The sequence below is a fragment of the Niastella koreensis GR20-10 genome (assembly GCF_000246855.1).
GTDB lineage: Bacteria > Bacteroidota > Bacteroidia > Chitinophagales > Chitinophagaceae > Niastella > Niastella koreensis.
Window position 1 is genome coordinate 5,394,749 of record NC_016609.1, and the last position, 23,000, is coordinate 5,417,748.

At 41.6% G+C, this 23,000-nt stretch carries 21 protein-coding genes, 1 tRNA gene and 2 pseudogenes; 10 read left to right on the forward strand and 14 right to left on the reverse strand.

Annotation, left to right across the window (positions count from 1 at the left end):
- The first annotated feature begins 60 nt into the window (after window positions 1–60).
- The 3 genes from NIAKO_RS21105 (at window position 61) to NIAKO_RS21115 (ending at window position 2,574) form a co-directional block, all read left to right on the forward strand.
- Window positions 61–900 (forward strand): chromate resistance protein ChrB domain-containing protein, encoded by an 840-nt coding sequence (locus NIAKO_RS21105; RefSeq protein ID WP_014220481.1) that lies wholly within the window; start codon window positions 61–63, stop codon window positions 898–900.
- A gap of 81 nt (window positions 901–981) precedes the next feature.
- Entirely contained in the window at window positions 982–1,434 is a 453-nt protein-coding gene (locus NIAKO_RS21110; RefSeq protein WP_014220482.1) for a chromate resistance protein ChrB domain-containing protein, read from the forward strand.
- Between the two features lie 3 nt (window positions 1,435–1,437).
- On the forward strand, window positions 1,438–2,574 hold the full coding sequence (locus tag NIAKO_RS21115) for a chromate transporter (protein ID WP_014220483.1): 1,137 nt from the start codon (window positions 1,438–1,440) through the stop codon (window positions 2,572–2,574).
- Window positions 2,575–2,709: 135 nt separating this feature from the next.
- Here NIAKO_RS21115 and NIAKO_RS21120 read toward each other — a convergent pair whose 3' ends face one another.
- From NIAKO_RS21120 to NIAKO_RS21140, 7 genes and pseudogenes are all read right to left on the reverse strand, one after another.
- The gene (locus tag NIAKO_RS21120) at window positions 2,710–3,138 is read right to left on the reverse strand and encodes a heavy metal-binding domain-containing protein (protein WP_014220484.1); all 429 of its coding nucleotides are present in this window, start codon (window positions 3,136–3,138) and stop codon (window positions 2,710–2,712) included.
- A 195-nt stretch (window positions 3,139–3,333) separates the two neighbouring features.
- A complete protein-coding gene (locus tag NIAKO_RS21125) occupies window positions 3,334–5,349 on the reverse strand; it encodes a copper-translocating P-type ATPase (RefSeq protein WP_014220485.1) in 2,016 nt (671 codons plus the stop codon).
- 40 nt (window positions 5,350–5,389) lie between these two features.
- Window positions 5,390–8,068: a multicopper oxidase domain-containing protein gene (locus NIAKO_RS21130; RefSeq protein WP_014220486.1), complete on the reverse strand. Its 2,679-nt coding sequence runs from the start codon at window positions 8,066–8,068 to the stop codon at window positions 5,390–5,392.
- Window positions 8,069–8,104: 36 nt separating this feature from the next.
- Window positions 8,105–8,188 (reverse strand): annotated as a pseudogene (locus NIAKO_RS39780) (heme-binding domain-containing protein); the annotation flags it as partial.
- Between the two features lie 19 nt (window positions 8,189–8,207).
- A pseudogene (locus tag NIAKO_RS39785) lies at window positions 8,208–8,384 on the reverse strand (heme-binding domain-containing protein); the annotation flags it as partial.
- A 42-nt stretch (window positions 8,385–8,426) separates the two neighbouring features.
- Window positions 8,427–8,912 (reverse strand): DUF3347 domain-containing protein, encoded by a 486-nt coding sequence (locus tag NIAKO_RS21135; protein WP_014220487.1) that lies wholly within the window; start codon window positions 8,910–8,912, stop codon window positions 8,427–8,429.
- 74 nt (window positions 8,913–8,986) lie between these two features.
- Window positions 8,987–9,448 carry a hypothetical protein gene (locus NIAKO_RS21140; protein ID WP_014220488.1) on the reverse strand — a complete coding sequence of 154 codons (462 nt, stop codon included), beginning with the start codon at window positions 9,446–9,448 and terminating at the stop codon, window positions 8,987–8,989.
- A gap of 334 nt (window positions 9,449–9,782) precedes the next feature.
- Here NIAKO_RS21140 and NIAKO_RS21145 point away from each other — a divergent pair, with 334 nt between their 5' ends.
- The gene (locus NIAKO_RS21145; RefSeq protein WP_014220489.1) at window positions 9,783–10,217 is read left to right on the forward strand and encodes an Hsp20/alpha crystallin family protein; all 435 of its coding nucleotides are present in this window, start codon (window positions 9,783–9,785) and stop codon (window positions 10,215–10,217) included.
- A 357-nt stretch (window positions 10,218–10,574) separates the two neighbouring features.
- Here the strand turns inward: NIAKO_RS21145 and NIAKO_RS21155 are convergent, their stop codons facing one another.
- Both NIAKO_RS21155 and NIAKO_RS21160 read right to left on the reverse strand, forming a co-directional pair.
- On the reverse strand, window positions 10,575–11,174 hold the full coding sequence (locus NIAKO_RS21155; protein WP_014220490.1) for a chemotaxis protein CheB: 600 nt from the start codon (window positions 11,172–11,174) through the stop codon (window positions 10,575–10,577).
- A 10-nt stretch (window positions 11,175–11,184) separates the two neighbouring features.
- Window positions 11,185–12,339 carry a bactofilin family protein gene (locus NIAKO_RS21160; protein WP_014220491.1) on the reverse strand — a complete coding sequence of 385 codons (1,155 nt, stop codon included), beginning with the start codon at window positions 12,337–12,339 and terminating at the stop codon, window positions 11,185–11,187.
- 170 nt (window positions 12,340–12,509) lie between these two features.
- On the opposite strand from NIAKO_RS21160, the gene NIAKO_RS21165 reads away from it, so the two are divergent.
- Complete coding sequence (locus tag NIAKO_RS21165; protein WP_014220492.1) at window positions 12,510–13,223, forward strand: hypothetical protein; 714 nt, start codon at window positions 12,510–12,512, stop codon at window positions 13,221–13,223.
- 195 nt (window positions 13,224–13,418) lie between these two features.
- On the opposite strand, the gene NIAKO_RS21170 is transcribed toward NIAKO_RS21165, so the two are convergent.
- Window positions 13,419–15,680, reverse strand: coding sequence for an SBBP repeat-containing protein (locus NIAKO_RS21170; RefSeq protein ID WP_014220493.1), 2,262 nt, complete (start codon window positions 15,678–15,680; stop codon window positions 13,419–13,421).
- A 623-nt stretch (window positions 15,681–16,303) separates the two neighbouring features.
- Window positions 16,304–16,639, reverse strand: a complete 336-nt coding sequence (locus tag NIAKO_RS21180) for a hypothetical protein (protein WP_014220495.1) — start codon at window positions 16,637–16,639, stop codon at window positions 16,304–16,306.
- Between the two features lie 603 nt (window positions 16,640–17,242).
- On the opposite strand from NIAKO_RS21180, the gene NIAKO_RS21190 reads away from it, so the two are divergent.
- Complete coding sequence (locus tag NIAKO_RS21190) at window positions 17,243–17,689, forward strand: pyridoxamine 5'-phosphate oxidase family protein (protein WP_014220496.1); 447 nt, start codon at window positions 17,243–17,245, stop codon at window positions 17,687–17,689.
- Window positions 17,690–17,758: 69 nt separating this feature from the next.
- Here the strand turns inward: NIAKO_RS21190 and NIAKO_RS37890 are convergent, their stop codons facing one another.
- Window positions 17,759–17,935: a transposase gene (locus tag NIAKO_RS37890; RefSeq protein ID WP_081195867.1), complete on the reverse strand. Its 177-nt coding sequence runs from the start codon at window positions 17,933–17,935 to the stop codon at window positions 17,759–17,761.
- Window positions 17,936–18,515: 580 nt separating this feature from the next.
- Window positions 18,516–18,586: transfer RNA gene (locus NIAKO_RS21200), tRNA-Cys, on the reverse strand.
- 111 nt (window positions 18,587–18,697) lie between these two features.
- Here NIAKO_RS21200 and NIAKO_RS21205 point away from each other — a divergent pair.
- From NIAKO_RS21205 to NIAKO_RS21220, 4 genes are all read left to right on the forward strand, one after another.
- Window positions 18,698–19,576: a nucleoside phosphorylase gene (locus NIAKO_RS21205; protein ID WP_014220497.1), complete on the forward strand. Its 879-nt coding sequence runs from the start codon at window positions 18,698–18,700 to the stop codon at window positions 19,574–19,576.
- 88 nt (window positions 19,577–19,664) lie between these two features.
- A complete protein-coding gene (gene dapF / locus NIAKO_RS21210) occupies window positions 19,665–20,459 on the forward strand; it encodes a diaminopimelate epimerase (protein WP_014220498.1) in 795 nt (264 codons plus the stop codon).
- Window positions 20,460–20,591: 132 nt separating this feature from the next.
- On the forward strand, window positions 20,592–21,530 hold the full coding sequence (locus NIAKO_RS21215) for a magnesium transporter CorA family protein (RefSeq protein WP_014220499.1): 939 nt from the start codon (window positions 20,592–20,594) through the stop codon (window positions 21,528–21,530).
- 2 nt (window positions 21,531–21,532) lie between these two features.
- Window positions 21,533–21,988 (forward strand): NUDIX domain-containing protein, encoded by a 456-nt coding sequence (locus NIAKO_RS21220; protein WP_014220500.1) that lies wholly within the window; start codon window positions 21,533–21,535, stop codon window positions 21,986–21,988.
- Window position 21,989: 1 nt separating this feature from the next.
- On the opposite strand, the gene NIAKO_RS21225 is transcribed toward NIAKO_RS21220, so the two are convergent.
- Complete coding sequence (locus tag NIAKO_RS21225) at window positions 21,990–22,889, reverse strand: hypothetical protein (protein ID WP_014220501.1); 900 nt, start codon at window positions 22,887–22,889, stop codon at window positions 21,990–21,992.
- Between the last annotated feature and the right edge of the window lie 111 nt (window positions 22,890–23,000).

Here is a 23,000-nt window from a genome sequence, read left to right on the forward strand (position 1 = left end):
TGGTACCAGGTAAAAGATGAGTGGAGTTTATATTTGTGTATCATTTATTACATTCACCTCATGAAATGGATCACCCGCGAACATCCCAAAATTGACCGCCTGGCCTGCCCCTGGCTGATTCGGCGTTTTATTGATCCGCAGGGAGAGATCATTTATGTTCCTTTTGATGAAGTGCTGAATAAAGCAGCACAGCTCGATGCCATTCCTTTTGACATACCTGGCGTTGAATATACCCATTATGGAGCGGAATGCACCTTTGACTACCTGATAAAAAAGCATAATATTAAGGATACGGCGGTACACGCAATGGCCCCGGTTGTAAGAGGCGCCGATACTGACCACCATGAAATAGCCGTGCAGGCAGCCGGCTTGTGGGCTATTTCCGCAGGTCTTGCTTACAATCATAAAGACGACTACGAGCTGCTGGAGAAGGGAATGCTTATTTATGATGCTTTATACAGTTGGGCAAAACACCTGCAAAAAGAAAAGCATACCCAGCAGCCATTTGAAAACCTGTTACTGGAGGTATTCAACAGGTTCCTGAAAAGCAAAAAAGGAACCGGCAAAAAGATACCGGCCTGGGCGCAGGAGCTTAAGGACCTCATACAAGATCACATTGATACCAATCTCAGCTTAAAAGAACTTTCCAAAGACCTTTCCATCAACCCGTCTTACCTGTCGCGGGAGTTTTCCAAACATTTCAATAACCTGTCATTCGGTGAATACATTCGAAAACAACGGATTGAAAAGGCAATGGAATTAATGGCAACACCAACCTACTCCCTTACAGAAATAGCCTATCTCACTGGTTTTTCCGACCAAAGTCATTTTACCAGGATATTTAAAAAACATAACGGCATAAGTCCCTCCGAATACCGGAAAAACATCGATAAAAAGTAATTTCTATACCAGTTGGTAATTTTTGTTCTATTCTAAAGGTCCGTTTTTGAGTAGCATTGCAGTTCATCAATAATTACGGTTATGAAATGGATTACAAGGGAACGACCCAAAATTGACCGCATTGCCTGTCCCTGGCTGATCAAACGTTTTGTTGATAAGGAAGCGGAGTTCGTATATGTGCCAAAGGAAAAAGTAATTGATGAGGCCCAAAAGCTCAATGCCATTGCTTATGATATAGCTGGTGTTGAATATACCCACTATGGAGAAGAATGTACGTTTGATTATATAGTGAAAAAGCATGGAATAACTGATGATGCGGTACAGCAAATAGCTATGATTGTACGCGGGGCCGATACACACCGGTTTGATCTGGCACAACAGGCTGCCGGATTATGGGCCATTTCGGCCGGCCTGTCTGTAAATTATAAAAATGACCACGAACAGTTGGAAATCGGTATGAAAATATACGATGCGCTGTATAGCTGGGCAAAGTACGCCAAGGAAGAAATTCACACCTGGAATAATAAAGCATAACCAATGGAACCTACTTACAAATTAAAAGACCTGATTGTATATTTTCTAAAGCTGGGAACTATAGGCTTTGGGGGGCCGGTAGCATTAGTTGGTTATATGCATCGTGACCTGGTTGAAAAACGTAATTGGATCACGGAAGAGGACTATAAAGAAGGTTTGGCACTTGCCCAATTAGCGCCAGGGCCGTTAGCTGCTCAGTTATCCATATACCTTGGCTATGTACACTACAGGGTTATTGGCGCAACGCTTGTTGGACTTGCTTTTGTGTTGCCTTCTTTCTTAATGGTTTTAGGAATAGGATATGCTTATGTAAAAGCGGGTGGATTACCCTGGATGCAGGCTGTTTTTTATGGTATTGGTGCTGCTGTAATTGGCATAATTGCCATTAGCAGTTATAAGCTATCTAAAAAAAGCCTGGGAAAGAATTGGTTATTATGGGGGATAGCTGTAGTGGTGGCAGTAGCTACGTTTATAACTGAAAGAGAAATTCTATGGCTAATACTGGCTGGTGGAATAATTACGTGGCTATATAGCGCATCAGCCAAATCAAAAGCCAAAGCATTGTTTATTTCGCCTTTTTTACTTCAGATAACAACCAGTATTACCTTAAATGAAAAATTATCGCAAATAGGCTGGTTCTTTTTTAAAGCTGGCGCTTTCGTGTTTGGCAGTGGATTGGCTATTGTACCATTTTTATACGGCGGTGTGGTAAAAGATCACCAATGGTTGGGTGACCAGCAATTCCTGGATGCGGTGGCTGTGGCAATGATCACACCAGGTCCTGTTGTGATTACGGTGGGTTTTATCGGTTATCTGGTTGCTGGTTTTCCTGGCGCCTGTATAGCTGCCCTTGCCACTTTCCTGCCCTGTTACCTGTTTACTGTTCTTCCGGCTCCTTATTTCAAGAAATATGGTAAGCATCCTGCTATAAAGGCTTTTGTTGATGGTGTTACAGCTGCGGCTATCGGTGCTATTATTGGAGCTGTATTTGTATTGGGAAAAAGGCAAATTACTGATGTTGTCTCTGCTGTAATTACTGTTCTTACCATTGTGGTATTGCTGAAGTTTAAAAAGGTACAGGAGCCGATTATTATTGTTGTTGCAGCAATACTGGGGCTGGTATTGAAAACCTGGCTGTAACTTTAAAAAACGACTATAAAAAAACTCCACCTTCGCTTCGCTTTTTTTGTCACTTACAATATGTTTAAGCAACAAAGCCTTGTAATTTATTTACAAGGCTTTATAATCAGGGATGTTGTTTCAATAACCAGTTTACTAATTTTTCTTTTCAACTAATGCTTTACCACATTTTGGGCAAACCCCATCTTTATTGAGCGCCACCTCAGGGTGCATAGGACACGTATAAACTTTCCCAACCTCAGCTTTCATTTGTTCTTTAGCAGAAAGCTGAAGTTTTCTGCCACATTGCGGACATTTACCCGGATCATGGCTATATACATCTACATGAACGGGACAACGATAACTTTTTGTTGCTACTGCTTTCATTTGTTCCTTACCGGAAAGAATAAGCTCCATTCCACATTTAGGACATTTGCCTGGTTTAGCACTAACTATATCAGGATGCATTGAGCAGCTGTAATATGTTGGATGTTTTGTAGTATCTACTTTGCCAGCTTTTGTTTGTGCAAACAGAACAGGTACTGCGAATAATAATGCAAAGGCTAAGGCGATTATCTTTTTCATGATATTTATTTATATTATTAGTGAAAATATATTGTGCAAGTGTATTTTTTCATCCTCACATGAATTATGTTACCCTAAAGCTATACATCATCATTATAACAGGATATGATCCGAATTATAGTGGTACATGATTTCTGTCATCATTATGCAACTCTGGCAATCTTTTCCATTATCATATGACTATCCACAACCTGATCATTTCACTTTTAACATACTTGCATTAATAGCTACGATTACCGTGCTAAGGCTCATGAGTACGGCTCCGGCAGCAGGGGTCAAAAGAATGCCTGATTGGTATAAAATACCTGCCGCCAGCGGTAATGCCACAATATTGTAGCCTGTTGCCCATGCCAGATTCTGCACCATTTTGCGATAGGTAGCCTTCCCAAATAAAATCAGGTTTACAATATCTTGCGGATTACTGTTTACAAGTATTATACCCGAAGTTTCGGCAGCCACATCACTGCCCGATCCAACGGCAATACCAATATCTGCCTGCGCCAAAGCAGGTGCATCATTAACCCCATCGCCGGTCATCGCAACATATTCGCCCTGCTGCTGCAATTCCCTTATTTTTTCCAGCTTCTGGTGGGGCAGCACTTCTGCGATATAATGATCGATGCCCAGTTCTTTGCTTACGCTCTCTGCCACTATAGCGTTATCTCCGGTTAGTAAAGTGGTTTTGATATTGTGCTGATGCAGTGTTTTAATAGCATCATACGATTCTGGTCTTATCTGGTCGGCCAGGGCAATGAAACCCGCCGGTTTATCATTTACCAGTACATACACCAGCGTTTCTCCAGGCTTAATATCGATTCCTGAGAGTGCGTTTCCCAACTTCTCTTTTGCATAACCCGGGCTTACTACCTGCACCTTCTTTTGATTTACATTTCCTGAAATACCCTTGCCGGTAAGCGCCTGGATATTTTCTGCCTGAACAGGTTTAATATTCAGCTCTTTTACTTTTTGGATAATGCCTGTGGCAATGGGGTGCTCCGATCCCTGTTCTAGTGCTGCAGCCAGTTGCAACACATCATTATCGGTAAATTCTTTTTGTAAAGCGCCAAACCGTCCCACTTCAAATTTTCCTACCGTTAACGTGCCGGTTTTATCAAATACCAGCATTGTGATTTTGCGGGCATTTTCAAAAGCTGTTCTGTTTTTGATCAACAGGCCGTTCTTCGCACTCAGGGCTGTTGAACGGGCTACTACCAGGGGAACGGCCAGGCCCAATGCATGCGGACAACAGATTACAATTACCGTTACCATTCTTTCAGTAGCAAAGGCCAGTGATTGATTGTTGAAATACCAATACAAAAAAGTTATGATACCTGCTACTATTGCAATGATCGTTAACCAACGAGCCGCAACATCGGCCAGTAACTGTGTTTTTGATTTTGCTTTCTGTGCTTCATTCACCAGGTTAATCACCTGGCTCAGGTATGAATCCTTCATATCGTGCAATACCTGCACTTTAAGAGCGCCATTGCCGTTTACACTACCGGCAATTACTTTATCGCCCTTTTTCTTGTTTACCGGCCTCGATTCACCGGTAAGCATCGACTCATTAACAGCGGTTTCCCCTTCAGCAACTATACCATCGGCAGCTATTTTTTCGCCAGGCTTTATCAGTATAATGTCGTTGGGTTTTAATGTATCGGTTTTTACATCCATTGCATGATCACCATGCTGCAAATGTGCTTCATCCGGCATCAATTGAACCAGTAATTCCAACTCGCGGGAAGCACCTGCGACAGATTTCATTTCAATCCAATGGCCCAGTAGCATGATAAGTATTAATGTGGCCAGCTCCCAAAAGAAATCCATGCCCTTCAATCCAAAAACAGTGGCGGCGCTGTAAACATAGGCCACGGTAATAGCAAATCCTATTAGTGTCATCATTCCGGGGTTCTTTGCTTTCATTTCATCTACCCAGCCTTTCAAAAAAGGCCATCCACCATATACGAACACTACCGATGATAACGCAAACAGTACATACTGAGACCCGGTAAATGCTATATGTAAATTCAGCCAGTGTTGTATCATGGGCGATAACAATACGATTGGTACCGTAAGCACCAGTACTACATAAAAGCGTTTCTTGAAATCATCAATCATCATCGCATGATGATCATGTCCCATTTGCCCATGCGGTAGATTTTCGTCATGTGCATGATGATGATTTGTATTATGATGGTGGCTATGATTCATTTTGCTTTGATTTTAAATTTAACAATCGCTTTATTGAACTTTAATAAGTTACCGTAAAGCCCGCACCCAAGCCCATATCACTATCGTAATGCGAAGAAATGGCAAACCATTTTGATACAACGTACCTGAATCCTACGGCGTATTCCTTGTCGGTATTCCCCATAATATTGAACCGCAGGCGCTTTGTAACAGGCACATCTTCACGGCTTAGTTGAAACCTGAGTTTTCCGTTGCCGTCAATTCTTCCATCGGCTAATACTAGCCAGGGTAAAGTATATTGAATACCTGCAACGAAAGTTTTTCGGTCATTCTTATTGCTGATCTGGCCAAATAGGTTTTTGTAATCTTCCTGCTTTTTCGGCTCGCCGTCTATTTTCTTATAGTGATAGTCAAAACCTATATATGGGAACAACCATTGATTAACGCCAATATAACGCCCAAAGTTTAGCTCTCCTTCATAACTGTCCTCTGGTTTATAACCTAAGTGCCAGAGCCCCTGCAATGCATAGCGGTTTGACGAAACCATTAGTTGTCCGTCACTGCCATTCGTTTCTAATCCTGCCTGTATCATTAAATGACGCATATTTTGATCTTTCTGGTTTCTGAACATCTTATATGCTTTTTCGGCATCCGGCAATTCAGGGTTTACCGGTGAATTGTCGTAGGTAAATACCCTGCCCATACCGGCCATCATATGAAACAGAATATGGCAATGAAAGAACCAGTTGCCGCTTTGGTTGGCTGCAAATTCTATGGTATCGGTTTCCATTGGCATAATATCAATTACATTTTTTAAGGGTGCATATTCACCCTGGCTATTCAGCACCCTGAAATCATGACCATGAAGGTGCATAGGGTGCCGCATCATAGAATTATTGGTTAGTATGATCTTTACATTTTCGCCTTTTTTTATAAGTATTCTATCTGATTCGCGAACTGTTTTATTGTCGATTGTCCATACATATCGGTTCATGTTTCCAGTAAGGGTAAAATGCAACACTTTCATGGGACCATCAGGTAAAGAGGTTTTTACCGGTGAACGGAGCATATCATAATTTAATGTAACAATACCGGAACCGCTGCTCATATTCATTCCACTCATATCCTGCGTGTTTCCTATTTTATCAGAAGAGGTGTCTTGACGATTTTTATTCATATCCATGTGATGTGAATGATCCATTTGCGTAGAATCAGAATCACCTTCCTGGCTATCGCCCATAATCTCGGGATACATTACCGAATTCATGTCCATCATCTGATTGTGCATGTTCATGCCCATGTTCTTCATGGTGCCGTTCACGCTCATCATGTCGTTCATCATCTTCATGCCCTCAAAATACTTCAATCGGGGTAAGGTAGGTGCAGGCATTTTCATGCCGGTTCCCAGCCATAAAGAAGAATGCCCGGTTCTGTCTTCTGAAGTAGCCCGAAATTCATAACTCATATTTTCCGGAATTGTTACAATAAGATCATAGGTTTCGGCCGGCGCTATAATCAAACGATCCACTTCTGTAGGTACCATATCATTGCCATCGTTTCCGATCACCGTTATTTTTCCTCCTGCATATCCAAGCCAGAAATAACTGGAAGCGCCCGCATTAACAACTTTAAGCTTTATCTTTTCGCCCGCGTTAAATTCCGAAACTGTATTTTCAGGTTTGCCATTCACCAAAAAACGGTTATAATAAACATCACTTACATCCATCGCTTTCATCCTTTTCCATTCATTGGTTAACTTGGTTTTAAGGTATCCTTCTTTTATTGCCTCAGCATAGCTTTGAGTACTTCCTTTATTAATAGAATACCAATCGTTTCCAGTACGCAGGCGCCGCTGAATCTGCATGGGGTTCTCATCTGCCCATTCGCTTAAAACAACCGTGAATTCCTTGTCAAAAACGTTATTACCCATATGCATTGGCATAGAAGCATGCTCCATAGCCGAAGATTGATTTTCCGGCTGTTCCGCTGTCTTAAATATCAACGCTCCATACATGCCGGCCTGCTCCTGTAAAGAGCTATGCGAATGATACCAATATGTTCCATTTTGCACAACTTTAAACTTATATACATGCGTTTCACCAGGTTTTACAGGAGCTGTTGTAAGAAACGGAACCCCGTCGGCATGGTTAGGCAAAATAATTCCATGCCAATGCAGTGATGTTTCTTCCTGAAGCAAATTGTGGAGATATATTTCGGCGGTATCACCTTCTGTAAAGATTAGTGTGGGGGCAGGTATTGAGCCATTGACAGCAATTGCCGGTTTATGCTTACCTGTGAAGTTTACCATTGTATCTTTTACATATAAATCATACCGCACTGTTTTTCCCGGAACAACATTTACCTTACTTTGAATCTCACTGGCGCCCGCCATCTCCGCACTATCCGTTTTCATTTGGTGATCATTCATTTGCATGGGCATGTTCGTATTTTGGGCCGTATCTTTTTTCATGTCCATTTTGTCCATGTCATTTTTCATGGGCATGTCGCCCATTTTCTTAGGTTGCTTTTTTTCAGGAACTGTTGTGGAAGGTGAAACTTTTATCGTTTTCTTTACCAGTGTCATACCGCATATTGGACACTTGCCTGGCTTATCCATCTTTATTTGAGGGTGCATAGTACAAGTATAGATTACCTTAGTTTGGGCACCGGCAAAAAAGTACAGGCACATAAGCAACCCCATCCAAAATATTTTTTTCATTAGCTGAAGTTTTCTGTTCATATCAAGACTGTCTTTTTCTTTTAAAGCCCACTGTGTTATTAATGTTTTATCCTGCTTTGAAAGCTGTGCATCTCTATGAATAAAAGTATAAGAAGCAAGTGGCATGGTTCCGTCTTTCAAACTTCCGGTAATTCCATTTTAGTTTGCTCATTTGCCGCCTGAGGGAATAAGAGCCGAACTCACTAAAATTGAGTTCGGCCTTTCCTTCTCTAATGTGGTTTGCAAGTATCCATCCAAACGGCTGGAACCTGGAATACCAGGGATACATGGTATTAGTACTATGACAATCATAACACGCCGTGCTTAAAAAAGGAATGAAGGCCGGGGTATTAACCCGGCACTACATGCTGATTCAGAATTATTGATTGATGGTTTCTACTACAGAGCCGCAGGTAAGCATGGAATTGCCAAAATAAGGGTTCTTAATTACCTTATCGTTCGAGAGCCAGTTCGCTTTTTTCATTGGGCAGTACTCCACGTAAATTGGTTGTGATGAAAATTTTGTGGCTTTTGCAAGTGAAGCCATATTATTTGAGAGATTGGCAAAGTATTGCCGTTGTTTTTTGATGTCCTTTGATTCGGAAATAGGACTGGCATCTTTAAGCAGGGCATTAACGTTTCCCTCAGAAATAACTTTATAGTCAATAGTATTGAGCGTTTTTATAAATGCTTCGGCATTAGCTGCCGCATCACCGGCGTTTGATGCTACCAAAGCATCTTTGACCTTATAATATTGAGAAAGCAACTGAGAAAGGCGATATTGCGTTGTACTGTCTTGCGAAAAAGTTTTTTGTACGAAAAACCCGGTTGTCACGAAGACAACTATTAATAATAACTGTTTCATTGCATTAATTTGAATAATGTTTAAATAAATAACTGCCTAAAGCAGGGCAAAGCTGCCATGCAATAAACATTAACTCAAATCAGGAAGGACTGAATTGCAATAATTATATCTGTATTGTTAAGGAAACAACTTCGTCGGACAAACTGAAACCTGGTACTCTTTGTAACAGAGAAGTTGTTTTTACTTATATGGAAGAGATTATGAAAGGCAACTATGAAAATAAGCGGAGCCTTAATTATTACATTATTGTCCGCAATAGACTTATCTAAAGTAGCAAAACCGGTTACTTCTCCGGCACAGCAATCTTCTTTAGGAATATTAATATTTGAGGCAGATAAGTGCTCATGTTGATGATGTGAATGGTGAGCTGAATGCGATAACGCCGGGCCATTCTCAGCATGTGTTGCATGGGCATGGTGCTTGTTATTATAGCCCATGTCTATGCCAATAGAACAGGCAAAGCCTACGATGGTGTTTAATGAAAATACCATCAAAAGGATCAAAGCGATAATTCTATTTCTCTTTTTATGGGCCATTGTAACAGCAGAACAAAAATAGGGCAGAATTGGCTTAATAGGGTTATAAAATTTTGGTATTATTTTATATATAATTGATTTTTATTCTTTTTTCGTGCCGCCCTTCGGTTAGCAGCATCGCGGTTAACCCGAAACGTGTAAGTAATTCATCTGCAACCTGAAGCGGAATACTAAGGTGCCACAGTCTGGCATCCATATTTATATAATATTGGCTATCTAATGAACTTGTGACAATTCTCAATCCTGTATATGATGATGGTCTGTGGATCGTGGCACTTGTTATATTTATCTTCAATATAATATTTATTAATAACCTTAAAATAAAGGAGGATGTATGTCAACAAAAGAATTAACCAGAGGAGGGCAATCATTCCCGGCATTATTTGATGATTTCTTCAGACCATGGAATGAATGGTTTGGAATGGGGAAAAGCCTTACCACCCCTGCTGTTAACATTATCGATAACAAAAACCATTACGAAGTATCGGTTGGCGCCCCCGGCATGAAGAAAAATGATTTTAATATCGATGTGGAAGATAATATGCTGACGATTAGTTGCGAAAAGGAGGAAAAGAAAGAAGAAAAGGACGAACGTTATACGCGCAAGGAATACAATTACACTTCTTTCCGCCGCAGTTTTACATTACCTGAAGAAGTTATTAAGGATAAGATTGAGGCGGTTTATGAAGATGGTGTTCTACGTATAACACTTCCTAAAACCGAAGAAGCTAAAAAAGCAACCTTATCAAAACACATTACCGTTAAATGAGCAGTTGGTGTTTGTCTTTCTTTAAGTCCCGCTATTGAGTTGGCGGGGCTTTTTTATTGGCAGTAACTGAACCCGATAAATAAACCGGTGCAATCTTTGAAATTCAGAACATGATCAGGGAAATACTTAACACTCCGGTAATCTGCCCCTCAGGAAGAAATGATCAACCCTCATTACCGGCAGCTTGACGCTGAGCTATCTTTCCTTATAGTTCGGAAATTAAGTCATCTGCAAAACCCGGGATATGCATTTGGCGCCATGACAGAAGATGGAACGGTTTACTATAATCCGGAACATAAAACAAATGTCTCCCAGGAAATGCTCGATAATATCGAAGAACGGCGAGCAGTTTGAAGTTCATTCCTGCAATTTATTCCGATATAATTCTTTCCTTTCATTATGGTTAACATAGGCATGAATAATTACCGGCATATCCTGCGGTAAAAGCACAAAGTCGGCATTACCGCTATCTATAACGGCCAGAGGCAATCCGGTATGTTCACAGCTTTCCGGTGCTTGCACGATCACCAGTCCCCCTGCTTTCTTAATAGCGGCTGTTCCTTTCACCCCATCCCTCCCTTCGCCGGAAAGAATTACTGCAATAGAACGTCTTTTATTTTCATTTAACGCCAGCGACCCCATAAACATATCGATCTCCTGATTGGCACCATCTATCCTTTTAATAAGCTGAAAAGTGCTATCCTTAATTTCAAGGTGATGAAATGGAGGCGCATAATAAATCATATTGTTTTCTATGCAAGCGCCCTGTGTTGCCTGTTGTATTCCCAGTTCTGAGTGTGATTGCAGGATCTCATTCAGTTTGCTTTGGTAGTTTATTGGCATATGCCGAAGTATAATATACGAGGCATTGTTCAACAGGGTATAGTCAAAAAACCTGCATAACGGCATTAAAGACCCTGCAGAACCGCCAATAGCAATTATATATTGATGTAGCATAAAAAAGCTTTTAGTTTTCTTTCTTCCAGTTAACATTCAATATAATTGATCCAAATGCAGTACAAACAATCAGCGCAAAAATGAACCAGCCCAGGAAGGGTGTTAACGAAACGATCCTGAGAACCACGAAGATCGCTAATGCAGCAAATACCAGGCGCCAGTAACGCCATTTTGAGTACGACCGGTTATTAAGCCAGTTGGCTGCTACAACCGAAGTAATGGTGCCGGCAAAAACGGCAAGTATAATATAACTGAACAATAGAACCAGACCTGCGGGCACTCCGATCACTGTAATGCAGGCGATCGCTGCAGCCACAGGCACGCCAATCCAGAATAAAAAACCAAACCCCAATGACCTTACTGTTTTATCATAAGCTGTTTGACCTGCCTTTTTCATAGTGGAGCTGAACAGGTATTGAATGATCATGATCATCACCAACACCATTCCTACGTACCATATCAATCCTAACAATGAAGAGAACCCAAGAAAATACCATTGATCTTTTCTCATTTTCAGGGAAGGGTCATATACAGCCTGGCCATTTTTAACCGAATTATGGAAATCAACATTCCCGGATGAAGTCCAGAAATGAACATCCTTATCAAAAGAAGCTGCATTTCCTATAGTAAGTTTGTCGCCCGCCAGTACTGATCGTCCGCCAACAATACCATTTATTATAATATCGCCGCCCCTGCAATCAACATCATTCATGGCATGCCCGTCAAAATATAATTTGCCTGATCTTGTTTTAAACTTTCCATTAACCTGCCCATCGATCGTTATTTCGCTACCTGCTGATAGAAGGCCGCCTATAACAGCCTCTTTGCCGATGAGAACCTTTCCCCCGGTAACAACCACATCACCGGCTACATTTTTCAGTATGTTCAACTGGCCGCCTGCACAACGGATATCGTCGCCAACATAACCATTGAAAGTAATGGTGCCTCCACCAGCCAGTATGTCATTGGAAACAGTATCATTTATGGTAACCGTACCACCGGCTACTACCAGATCGCCGTAAACGGGTGCATTTAACATTACCTCGCCACCAGTGATATAAACATCTTCATATACCGGCTTGTCAATAACAACATTTTTACCCATTTGAGCGCCAACCGGGCCCATTGTCACCACCAGCAGCCATAATAACAGTACCTGTTTCATACATTCATTTTCCTAAATCTATTTACAAACAACACCAAAAACCTTGACGCCGGCCATCTTATACCTTGATAATTATCAGGTACGACCCTTGAGGGCACTCATTCAAAACCGCCTCCTGTTTAAAGTAACATTGTGGTGTTCTTATAAACACTCAATTAAAACTCTTTTATATGTCACTGGATAATTTCAATAAAGATTTTACAAAAGCATTCACCCGGAATTGCATTTTGTATTCAGCCACTGAAGAATACAGCTACGGGAATTTGTTGTTTATGCAATTTACCGGCGATGCCCGGGAAATGAATTCGATAGCCATATCAGTTGTAAATAATATGTACCAGGGTAAACTTATTTCACGGATAATAAGGGTACTTGAAAATAAAAATCTACCCCAGGTAAACCAGCTATGCAGCACGGCAAACAACCTTATCAATGAATTCAATTCATACATTCAGCAGGAACCTTATACCTCCGCTCACTGCAATGAGCTTATACAAACCATGCGATCCTTTTACGAGCTGGTCAACTCATTGAATCATGATCTTTGCGAACAGGTTTTAAATAAATTAAAAGATCTTAGTTCCTGCATTTATAATGCAGACCGGCATGCCAATGTTGATAGCTATTACCTGTATGAAGCAATTGAGCAGATCAAATTCTATTTGAAGAACCTGTTGAAATACTATTATCATTTCCTTATTGTGAAGGAACAGGAGCATGAAAACTGCAAAGGTATTGGGCTTACCACCCAGGTAGCAGATTATTTGTGGGAACTGATAGGTAAAATAGAAACAGTAAGTGATTATATAGAAGATGTGCTTGAAATGCTTTTAACCTGGGAAATTCGTATGGATATGTGCGAAGAGCAGGCGTTATATAATTAAAATCACAATGTCATTCCTATAAAAAGAAAAGAACAATCAGTTACGATAACCGGGTTATTGAACTTACTCGTTGGCAAAAATGGCAGATTCCTTTTAAAGATCGGGACGAGACAATTTAATAAGGCCGCATCCAGGTTTTTACAAACTTAGAAGACGGCCTCATCGCTGATGTAATAGCCTAAACTTTAGATACAATTACTTTATCACACTTATCTTACCTGTTTGACTCCAGTCTTTCTTTGCTGCTTTTACAACGATCCGGTAATAATACACGCCAATCGGAATATTAGCTACATTAAATTCCACATTGTGTTCACCTGCTGGCTTGGTTGCATCTACCAGTGTTGTTATTTGCCTGTTCATCGCATCAAAAATCTGAATAGTTACATGGCCATCAACTGGTAATTCATAGTATATTTTCGTCGTGCTGGCTGCCGGATTGGGCGCCACTTTAACCTGGAATTTGCCAGACATCGCACTGTTGTTGCCTTCTGGAACCTGACTCATTCGAACTATATCGTCTTTATGGTCACAGTTCGATAAAGGTTGGGAATATTTAATTGTTGTATAATCAGTACCAGAATTAATACCGGTGCCTGATCCGGTAACATATACATTGCCCTGGCTGTCAACGGCTATAGGATGTTTACCTCCGGCGCCGTCGTCACCATTGGCAGGGCCGTTATATCTTGTAATCCATTGCTCGGCTCCGCTTTTATCATATTTAATGGTCGCAAAATCAGATGCGGTGCAAATACCTTTGCTTGATCCGGTTACATATACGTTGCCCCTGTAGTCAAGCGCCAGCCCTGTTGCCATATCATCGCCATTTGCAGGGCCATTATACCTTTTAACCCACAACTGCTGCCCGTTTGCATTGTACGCAACAGTGGCATAATCATAATTTCCCTGATCCGGCAGAGAAGCGCTACGGCCCGTAACGTATACATTTTGTGAGGCATCTACAGCAATGGCATTGGGTATATCAAAAGAATTAAAAGGATTATATGTTGCAACCCACTGTCGGTTACCATTGGCATCGTATTTAACAGTTGCATATTCGTTATCACCTTCACCAGCACCCACAGCAAGACTTCCTGTAACATAAACAAATCCCTGCTTGTCAATAGCTATCGCTTTCGCCTGGGCGCCAATTCTTCCAAACCTTTTTACCCAAAGTTCATTTCCCTTTTTATCATACTTAATGGTAGTGAAATCAACAAATTCCTCATTTTCTTTATCGCTTTCACTTGAGCCGGTGACATACACATTGCCTTTATCATCCAAAGCCAAAGCAGTTGCAAAATCGAAATAACCCGGGCCGGAATACCGGGCAACCCATTCCTGCATTCCATTCGCTTTGTACTTGATGGTGACATAATCACGGTTAGTTGTGTCGCCATCACTTGATCCGGTAACATACACATTCCCATTGTCATCAACTTTGATATCACTGGGCCCGTCAATATCATTCCCCGGACCATTATACCGCCTTATCCATTTTGTAACGCCTGACGAATTATATTTAATTGTCACTATATCAAGGCCGGTTCCGATCCCTATACTCGTTCCTGTTACATAAACATTTCCTTGCTTATCTACAGCTACAGATTGAGCGGCATCGTCCTGATTAGCTTCTCCATTGTACCGGGCCTCCCATTGTTTAACACCTGCAGCATTATACTTGATCGTGCTATAATCGGAACCGGTTCCATCTCCGGCACTTTTTCCAGTTATATACACACTTCCCTTATTGTCAACAACAAGTGAGTTACTTTCATCAGCACCGTTACCAGGGCCGTTAAACCGGGCGACCCATTTCTGCTTAAATTGAGAAAAATCATTTTTACCACATTCTTTGCATAGCTGGGTTACCTGAACGGTATAAGCGCCACTGTTATCAATAACGAAACCGTCATTGACACCAAATCGTAACATGGAAGGGCCGCCGGGCGGTCGTGTCAGCGTATTCATGTCTATAATAAAGGAGTAGGTGTTGTCTGATCGATATGGCGGTACATAAGGCGCTGTAACGGCGGAGTCAGCATCTACATCATAAACAATGTGCCGGTACGCATCATCTGGGTCAACCCCAGAGCTAGATGCTCCTGTAGTGATGAACAGTTGAAATGAATTTGGTTCATGGGTGGGGGTTTGTGGGATATTGAAATAAAACGCATCATTCAACGAGGAACCGGCCGACTGGCCCGTTCCTGAAACTTTTATCAACACCAAACCTGAATAACTATTGGTTGTAATGGCTCCTGCCGTTGTAGTAAAAAGCGCCACCACTGTCTCGGAAAGGCAGCAAGGAATATATTTAACTCCACCGATAACAAAATTTTGCGCATGGCCCCGCAGAACGCTGCCTGACATTAAAAAAGCAAATAATGCACATATCATCTTACCATAAAATCCTTTGGACACTTTGTTCAAAAAGTAAAAATTAGTTGCCATAACTGTGACTTTAAAGTAAAAAAATGGAATATCTAAAAAACGATGTCATGTGTTGGCGGGGAACAAGAAACTATCTGTCATGGGGTAAGGACCTGATGAAACTGAACAGAAATTTGTCAAGTACGGAGATGGGCAAATGAAACTTTCAAAACGTAAAAAGGCCAGTTGCTACGTAAGCACATGGTGTTATTGGAATAAATGCCGATGGAGTACAAAAATACAAATAACGTCTATTCATCCAATATATAGAATGACTTGCGTCCGAATTTTTACTGATATATGTTATTAACGGAGATCATGTCAAATAAAAAGAAACGTTCTAGCAAACCTTCTCTTTGTGTAAAGAATGATCAAGGCCGTTAAACGTATATACTTTACGGTTAAATGCCCCGGGAATTTGCTAAGATTCAGAAAAGTTGATGGCGCTCATTGTATAGTTTCTGCAAATACTGGCGCGGCCCCGAGGAGGGTGGCCTGCGGGAAGAGGCCGTTCGCGTTATCCGGAATAGTGGTGCATGGATTCCGGCTATACAAAATGGAAGAAATGTGAAATCCTATAAAAAGCAGGCTGTTGTATTCAAAACTGATGGCCGAATAATGGAGCCTCCGGCATCAGCCCAAAGTTATACCAGGTTGGCTTTTGCAGACAGGATCTTGCCATCTTTGAAGATCAGATCAAATACGCCCCCAATTTTTCCTTCGGGGAACTGGCCTGTGAACTCAACATCAAGATGAACAGCACTATTGCTGATAATTTCTAAATTAATTAGCCTTGTTTTTGTTTTATACCCAATGAAATAATCTTCAAAATATCTTTTGATGCCCACATGTCCTTTAAAAACCTGCCCTACCGAAGGATCATCAAGTACGGCATCTTTATGCCATTTTTCAAGGTAATTATCAATCTCATATGCATTGCTTGCTAACAGCCAGTCATGTACAATTTTTTTGATGTCCATTCTAAATTAATTAAAGGATTGTTTAAATGTTACCGAAGTCAGGTTGGCCTTCTTTTTGAATAACTTATTGAATGATTGTGGATGTTCAAAGTTCAACCGGTAGGCAACCTCCGCCACTGAAAAACTGCCTGAAGCCAGGTACTCTTAGCCTTTTCGATCAATTTCCTGTGAATGTGTTGTATCTGGCTGGTAAACTGAATTTTTCACCCAGGTATTTAAGCGACATGCTTCGGATGTAATATTGATAAACATTCCACTTTTCTTTTCCCGGAAATAGGGAATAAATGAAGTTTGGTTAATTCCTTTTCATTCTCAGGACTTCGCATGGCGGCAATAACGTTCCATCCTTTTGACTGAAATAATTTTGTCGTTGCTTTTCCCAGACCTGATGAAGCACCGGTTATAAGATTGTCTTTTGCATATATTGTTTTTACACTGCAAAAGTCCGAAGAACCCTCAATTCTTATGTTGCCAAACTGAGTTAGGTTGTAGCCAAAATAACGAGATCTCATTTGCCGCCTCAAATGACAACTCTCATCCCCGGTTATGATCCGCGTTCTCAAAATAAAGCATCGATCGTATTAAATTCGGGAAAGCAGTTTTATGATCGCAATTAAACATATGGCTTTTGTGCATCAGAAGATCAAAACACTGGGTACCGCTATTTTTTCAAATGATAGCCGGAACATTCTTAAATTCCCAACCTGCCTGATATATGCTTTAGAGGCAGATGAAAAAGGAAATGTTTGGTTTATTGTTAGAAAACCATTTGATGACATCAGCGATCTTGATGAAAATTGTCCGGCCGGGTTACAGTTTTACAATAAGAACTGCAACTATCACCTCGATCTATTTGGTACAGCCACCATAATAGCTGATTATAAAGATGATCACGAAACACTTATTAGGTTCAGCACACTTACATATAAATATCATCATTGTAAAAAGAAAAGAACAAGCAGTTACATTACCCGGGGTATTCAATTTATCAACGACTTTTTTTCAATCAGGCCACCACTTCATTTACGCCATTCACTTATTTTAAAATAGCTGGGGCTGGGGGTACTTCTCTTTATTTTGTCTTTAAGGATCAAGTCAAATTGTTGGGGGATTTGGTTGTCAAGCATAGATTTTCTGTAATCTGAATAAGAAGAAATTAATATCCCTTACGCCTCTTGCAGATGCCCTGAAAGATTTGATTTTTGCATTAAAGGCTTCAGCCGAAGCGTTGGTGCTTCTGTTGTTAAAGTAGTTGAGAATGGTCAGATAGTGGATCAGATTGAAAAGTTGGGGGATTTAGAAGAGCCTTTCCACGCCGGATATGCAGGCCAAACGCTTCACTCTCTGTTCTCAGTACCCCACTATATTCGCAGCCTGATATAAGTCATCAATATTTCTTAATAAGTCATCAATTTCGAACTTTGATGCGTAAGTAGCGAACTTTGACGCGTAAGTAACCAACCTTTTACTGTAGATCTTAAACTTTTGCGCCAATGTTTAAAAGTAAAGGCTCCAGGTTCGCTACTTGTGCTCTGAAGTTGTGCAAATAGCCTCAAATTCGCAACAAATGCCATAATGTTCAGCGTTAATGAGTCATAGTCAGTTGGAAATGCGGTATAATAAGCAACTTATGTCGAAAAGTTCGCAACAATGGCAGAAGTTCGCAACTTTTGCCCGAACGTTTACAATAAGATTAGAAAAATCAGTCATTCTATGGGAGAAGTATGGAATTTTTGCTGAAAAGTTCGCAACAACAATATTTGCACATACCTCTTCAAATCCCCCGATTTTTTCACTTGATCCCTAAAAAAGAAAGCATTGTTGTAAAGTCTCGTAAAAATAGAAAAGGACCGCTTTTCAGCGATCCTTGATTCTGAGGTTCCGAGCAGATTCGAACTGCTGTAAAAGGTTTTGCAGACCTCTGCCTAGCCGCTCGGCCACGGAACCATCTTTTTTGAACCCAGAAGGTTTGCAACCTCTGTCCCAGAACCACTTCGTTCGGGGTGTGCAAAAGTAGGATATTTGTCGGATATTTGGCCAACCTTTTAATCCTTTTTTATGCAAAGAATTCCCGAATCGGAACTGATTATCAATAACCGGGGGGCCGTATACCACCTGGACCTGCGGCCCGAAGAACTGGCACATACCATAATTACAGTAGGCGATCCTGACCGGGTACCCGCTGTGAGCAAGCATTTCGACCATATTGAACACAAACGCAGCCACCGCGAATTCGTTACCCATACCGGCGTTCTGGGCAAAAAAAGGCTCACCGTTGTCTCTACCGGTATTGGCCCCGATAATATAGATATTGTGCTGAACGAACTCGACGCCCTGGTGAATATCGACCTCCTAACCCGTACCATTAAGCCTCAACTTACCCAATTGAACGTAATCCGGGTCGGTACTTCCGGCGCCCTGCAGGCAGATGTTCCTACCGACAGTTTCGTGGTTTCTACCCATGGCCTGGGCATAGATAACCTGCTGAACTTTTACCGGTTTGAAGAAAATGAAGAGGAAAAACAGCTGTTACAGTCGTTTATTACCCAAACCCAATTGCACCAACGCATCTCCCAGCCTTATATCTGTGGCGGCAGTGCCCATCTTATTAAACATTTCGTAAATAATTTCCACCACGGCATCACTGTAACCTGCCCGGGGTTTTATGGTCCGCAGGGACGCATTTTGCGGCTTGGATTGAGCAATCCGCACCTGATTGACCGGCTTACCCAGTTTACTTTTGGCCCCCACCGCATTACCAATTTTGAAATGGAAACCTCCGGCATTTACGGCCTGGGCAAACTGCTGGGGCACCATTGCCTGTCTATCAGCGCCATTGTAGCCAACCGCGTTACCAAACAATTCTCCAAAGACAGCCAGGCAACCATTGAACAATTAATTAAAAAACGCTCGATATTATCAACGATTGGTAATTGAACCAAGTAAATAACAATCTGTTATAATAAGCTGGTGCCATTATGGTACTAACCCAGTTTGTAGTAATATTGCAAAGGAACAATCAACTATGGAATTAATCTTTCACAAATACCAGGGAACTGGAAACGATTTTGTAATTCTGGACAACCGTGACGAACGTTATAATGGATTGACCAACGAACAGGTTCGCTTTTTGTGCAACCGCCGTTTTGGAATTGGCGCCGATGGACTTATGCTTTTAAATAATGCCAACGGGTACGATTTTGAAATGAAGTACTACAATGCCGATGGCCGCGAAAGTACCATGTGCGGCAATGGCGGCCGCTGCCTGGTTAAGTTTGCTTATAATATTGGCATTCGTAAAGATAAATACCACTTTATTGCTGTTGACGGGCCCCATGATGCCGAAATTGACGATGACGGCATTGTTAGCCTTAAAATGAAAGATGTGGAGGAGATCAAAGACTTCCACAGCGATTTCATTTTAAACACCGGCTCGCCCCACTACATTAAAATGACACACAATGTGTGGGATTTTGATGTTTACAAAAAAGGGAAAGATATCCGCTACAGCAACACCTTCGCCAAAGATGGCATCAACGTAAATTTTGTTGAGCGCAAAAATAATGATGAAATAATAGTTCGTACCTACGAACGCGGGGTGGAAGATGAAACCCTTTCCTGCGGCACCGGTGTTACCGCCAGCGCCCTGGTATGTTATCATAACGAACGGGGTTTCAACGAAGTAAAGGTTCAAACCAAGGGTGGAAGGCTATCCGTTGAATTCGACCGCACCGACGATGACGTTTATCGCAACATCTGGTTATGCGGCCCGGCCGAGAAAGTTTTTGAAGGAAGTCTCTCAATAGCCAATGGCCAATAGGCGATAGGCAAAGGCGATAGGCGATAGGCAAAGGGGACTCGCGATTAATATGACAGACCGACATTCGGCAATCCTTGCCAATTGTAAATTGGCAATTGTCAATTGGTTTTTGTCAATTACCTTTGCGCGCCTATGATCCAGTACTTCAAAAATATTAATTATCAAACCGTAGCGATCGATAAGCCGGAAAACGGCTCCTGGGTGAACATTTTGCCACCATTGAGACAGGAGGAATTTTCTGAATTATCCAATTCGCTCGATATTCCCCTCGAATTCCTTACCGACTCGCTCGATATAGATGAAAGGACGCGTTTTGAGGAAGCTGATAATGTGAAGCTGCTGGTAATTAAAACCCCTACCGAAAACAACTCTTTTAACGATAGCGACGCGTTTTATATCACCATTCCGATCTGTATCATTATTACCCACAACCAGATCGTAACGGTGAACTCCTTCGAGAACGGAGCTATCAAAAAGTTCCTGAACACCTTCCAGAACCGGCATCCCGATAACCGGAAGATGATGGTGCTGAAGATCATTGAAAAGATCATTCAGACCTACCTCGAATCTTTGAAAGAGATCAATCAACGCAGAAATATCCTGGAGCAGAAGTTGTATGCAGCCAGCCGCAACGAGCACCTATTGCAATTGATGCGCATCCAGAAAAGTCTTGTATACTTTGTAACAGCCCTTCGCTCGAACGAAATGCTGTTGATGAAGATAGAGCGTACCAATTTTCTGGGTTTGAATGAAGATGAAAAAGAATTTCTGGGTGACCTTATCATCGATAACTCACAGGCGTTGGAAATGGCGAATATCTATACCAACATCCTGAGCAGTACGCTCGATGCATTCGCCAGCATTATTGCCAATAACCAGAATGAGGTGTTAAGACGTTTATCGGTTATCACCATCGTGCTGTCCCTGCCTGTGCTAGTAGCCAGTATTTACGGCATGAACGTACCTATCCCCTACGCACATTCGCCCTTTGCATTTTATATACCGGTATTTTTATCATTGGTGATCTCGTTAGTCATTGGCTGGTTCTTTTTAAAGAAAAAGTTATTTTAACCATGTTCAACCTACGTGTATATGGCATCCTGCTCGGCGAAAACAACCAGGTGCTGGTAAGCGATGAATTTATCCGTGGCAGTTATTACACCAAATTTCCCGGTGGCGGACTGGAGTTTGGGGAAGGCACCCGTGATTGTTTGAAAAGGGAGTTCATGGAAGAAATGAACCTCAACGTGCAGGTGGGCGAACACATTTATACGACCGATTATTTTCAGATGAGCGCGTTCAACCCCGAACACCAGATCATCTCTGTCTACTACTTCGCACATGCCCTGGAACCTATCACCGCACCGCTTCGCCAGCAACCATTCGATTTCGACGAACGGCAACTGGCTGTTTATAAAGAAAAAGGCGAAACAGAAACCTTCCGGTTCATCAGCTGGGATGATTTTTCGGAAGCATCAGTTACCCTGCCTATTGATAAGGTGGTGGCTAAAATGCTGAAGGAGATGTAAATTAAAGCCCGGCAAAATAGGTATCCAATGTTTTCTTCTTTATTTTTTTACCTGAAGCTTTACTCATCTTTTTTACAAATGCAACAGGCAGTGTAGCCTTTACGCCCGCCTTATCATAAATATAAATGAGCCCGCCATTGGCTTTTATGCCAAACACATAACCTGTTCCCTCTCCTACCGATTCCTGGTCCTGGCGGGAAGGACCCTGTACATAACTGATTATTTTTACTTCACTGGCCTGTGAAAATTGTACCCGGTTGGTGTTGTGCGCATCAGCGTAGTTATTCGCAATACGTTGTTCTATACAGGCATCGGGATGACTATGATAATACACCAGCGCTTTTTTGTTTATATACAGGGTGGCGCCCTGTAAGTTTTGCGGATTCGACAAATCACCGGTAATGCAGGTTACCGTACCATCGGGAAACACCACCCCGCCATGTTCTTTATATTCATGTGCATCATTGGCAGTGCAACGCGAAATGATATTATCATACATGCGACGCATGATCCGTTGATCCACGATAGGTACTATGTTCCCTTGCACCAATGGATCATCGACCTTACCATGCCGTATAAGCCAGGCTACTCTTCTGGCTGTTGATCTTGAAATATTTGTGACTACCGCTGTATCATAACCGGCGCTGAGCTGTACAACGGTACCATCCTCTGGTATATCCTGAAAGATCTCTGCGTTGGTTTTTATTGTTTTTATTACATAGCTGGCTGGCTGCACAGCGTGTACATCGCACCACAGTAGTTGACCACGTTCGTTAAAATAGTAAGCGGTATCATTCCAGGAAATGTTTGCAAAAACGATATCAGGATGCAGAATGGAAAATGACAATAAAATGCAAATGGTGAGTTTGACGCATGGGCGTGAGAATAGGTAAAGTTTCATAATGATAAGGTTTACAATGGTAAATGAAATTCCTTGTTACCACTCATAGGTTGAGTGATAGCGGTAAATGATTAGTTGAAAAGAAAATAGATCCTGGTAGTGAAGCAAATC